At 44.4% G+C, this 3036-nt stretch carries 2 protein-coding genes; both read left to right on the top strand.

The annotated features are described in order from the left end of the window. Positions 1–1231, top strand: a 1231-nt coding sequence (locus H6S82_RS26650) for an RtcB family protein (RefSeq protein ID WP_191056989.1), incomplete at its 5' end; no start/stop codon positions are given. Positions 1232–1672: 441 nt separating this feature from the next. Then, positions 1673–3036, top strand: a 1364-nt coding sequence (locus H6S82_RS26645) for a CHASE domain-containing protein (protein ID WP_191056988.1), incomplete at its 3' end; no start/stop codon positions are given.

Genomic DNA, 3036 nt, shown 5'->3' with positions numbered 1-3036 from the left:
TTTTGTGTGCAAGTGCTGTGCAACGCCAGACTTTCATCCCGGTGATGCTGGAGTTGCTATAGGCTCGATCGTGCAAACAGAAGGGATGGTTATTCCCGCTGCTGTCGGTTCTGATATCAACTGCGGAATGCGATTGCACGTTGCGGATTTGTCGCTGGAGAAGTTCCTGCAAAAACGCGATCGCTTTGTGCAATTGATGAAAGGCGATTACTTCTTCGGTACTCGCGATGTCGCCATGACAGCTAAAACCAGTCGCGCTCTTTTTCAGTACGGAATTCCGGGTTGGTTGGATGCGATGTTGGATGCGCCTACGGGTAGCATCGTTAAGTCAAATTTACATCAATTGGCGGATGAAATTGACCGGGTATATTTGGGCGGTTCGATGAATGGTGACTGGAAATGGGCACCAGAAGAACTCGTTCCCGACACCGGAATCGTGCGCGATGGTGGATTGGCTACCATTGGAGGAGGCAACCATTTTGTCGAAATTCAGGTAGTAGAAGAAATCGAAGACAAGGCGACTGCTTTCGTTTGGGGTGTGCGTCAAGGACAACTCGCTTTTACGATCCATTCCGGTTCTCGCAATGTGGGCAAATATATTGGGGGAATGTGGCGCGATCGCGCACAATCTGCATGGCCAAAACATCTCAAATATCCCGATTATCGCCTTTTTCCTCTTTCCGTAACAGCCAATCCCAACCTAGTCAGGGAATATCTGCAAGCAGAAGCAACTGCTGCCAATTACGGTTTTATCAATCGTCTTTTATTGGCAGAATTATTGCGTTTGCGATTGCGGGAAGTTTATGGAGATTTGGCAGCACCTTTAGTTTACGATTTACCTCACAATATTACTCTTTTTGAAGGTAATCGTTGGGTAATTCGTAAAGGTGCTTGTCCCGCGCATCCGCAACAACCAGTAATTATTCCCGGTTCGATGGGAACAACTTCTTATCTGCTGATTGGGAAAGGAAATTCTGAATTTCTTTCTTCTGCTTCTCATGGTGCGGGAAGAGTGCGATCGCGTTTCGATCTCAATCGTGAAGGTGCAGATAAAAGTGAGGAGGCTTTGGGTTTAACTGGTGTAGATTGCATCACTCTGCGGGAGGAACGCAGAATCGAAGAAGCACCCGCAGCTTATAAGCCAATTCAGCCAGTAATTGATGTTCAAATTGCAGCTGGTTTGGTTGGTGTAGTGGCGCGTCTGAAACCCGTGTTGACTTTTAAAGCGTAGCATCCTTAAAAGTAAGGTGGGCAATGCTTACCTTACTTTTTTCAGACTTATATATGATTTTTAACCCAATCTTGTCACGATCGCCACAAAGCAATCTCTTATTTAGCTTTACTTTGCTCAATAGACATCTCCAAAAATTCTTGTGGGATAGGCATCCTGCCTGTCTCTGAGATTCTTTTGAAGGAGATGTCTAATGAATCTCAACGAACTCGTTGCGTACTGGCATGATGGCCCACTGATTTCATCCATTGCTTCTCAATTGATGAAAATATTACTTAATATCAGGGTAGCAATCACTTAAGGGCATCGGCCTTCTTACATGGTGCCAGCTGCGATCGAAATTCGCATCTGGTCTAGTGGCCCAAAGCCGATCGCCTCCGATAGGAAACCATCTACTTTTCAAATAACAGCACTACTAGCCAAAGGCTAAGTTCATACTATATGGCTTTACCTAAAAAGCGCCATTACACTCCAGCGTTGCTGATGCTGTGCGCGGGTATTTTTTTATCCCTTGTCGCTAGCCTAACTGTGGGGAAATGGGAAACAGAAAACCAAAAAGCTCAGTTTAAAAACCAAGCAGACAAGCTGGCAACTGCCTTGCAGCAAAGTATAGACACCAATTTGGGAATGCTGCAAGCAACTGGCAAGTTGTATGCAGCATCTGGAAAAGTCGATCGGCAGGAATTTAAAATTTTTGTGGAAGATTTCCTGGCAAAGTATCCCAGCATCCTGGGATTTAATTGGTCGCAGCGGGTATTGGCAGGCGAACGACAAGCTTTCGAGCAAGCAGTGCAAACGGAAGGTTATCCCAACTTCCAGATTACAGAAAGCGGAGACCAAGGCCAGATGGTCAGAGCGGGAGAGCGCCCAGAATATTTCCCCATCACCTATGTAAGTTCCTCAAATAGGCAGAATCCAGCCATCGGCTTCGATCTAGCTTCCGATCCCATACGTCGCGCTGCTTTGGAAAAGGCACGCGATACAGCAACGATGAGTAGTACCGGACGAATTAAAATCTTTACAACCAGAAAACTCGGCTTTTTAACATTTCAACCAGTCTACCGGAATGGTACTTCTGTTAACAACCTGCAATCTCGTCGGGAAAACTTTGAAGGAGTTGTTACTGCTGTTTTTGAAATAGCTGATATTGTCAAAGTTGCTTTACCGGGATTAGAGTTAGATCGCTTCAATTTTTATCTTTTTGATGAGACGGCTCCTGCTAGCGATCGCTTCCTAGCATTTTACCAATCAAAAAATCGAGAAATCGTCACAGATACCAGCCACGAAGTACCTATAAAGATTGCTGATAAATCGCTTTGCTGGAATAACTTTGTTTTCTGTAGCCGTAGCCTCAAATTTGCCGATCGTCAGTGGTCGATCGCGATCGTTCCAGCACCGGGATATATTGCCATCAAGAGTTACTGGAGAACGGGATTAACTTTGGCGAGCAGTTTACTGTTAACTATATTTTTAACAATTTATATAATGATGTCCTTGCGTTATACCTTCCAGGTCGAATATCTCGTACAGGAACGTACAGCACAAGCCAAACAATTGGGCGAAACCCTACAAAAGTTGCAGCAAAATATGGAAATGCTGGATCTAGCTAATGACAGCATTATAATTCGATATCTTGACGATAAAATTATTTATTGGAATCAAGGTTACGAACGGTTATATGGTTGGTCAAAAGCTGAGTCTTTGGGTAACTATATTCATTCATTATTGCAAACAATTTTTCCGCAACCTCTGGAAGAAATTATGGCTTTATTGCTACAGGACGGTTATTGGGAGGGCGAGTTAAT

It is taken from the genome of Planktothrix sp. FACHB-1355 (assembly GCF_014748295.1).
GTDB classification, from domain to species: Bacteria; Cyanobacteriota; Cyanobacteriia; order Cyanobacteriales; family Aerosakkonemataceae; genus Aerosakkonema; species Aerosakkonema funiforme_A.
The sequence above is the reverse complement of the archived record's forward strand: the minus strand, read 5'-3'. Positions and strand labels throughout refer to the sequence as shown.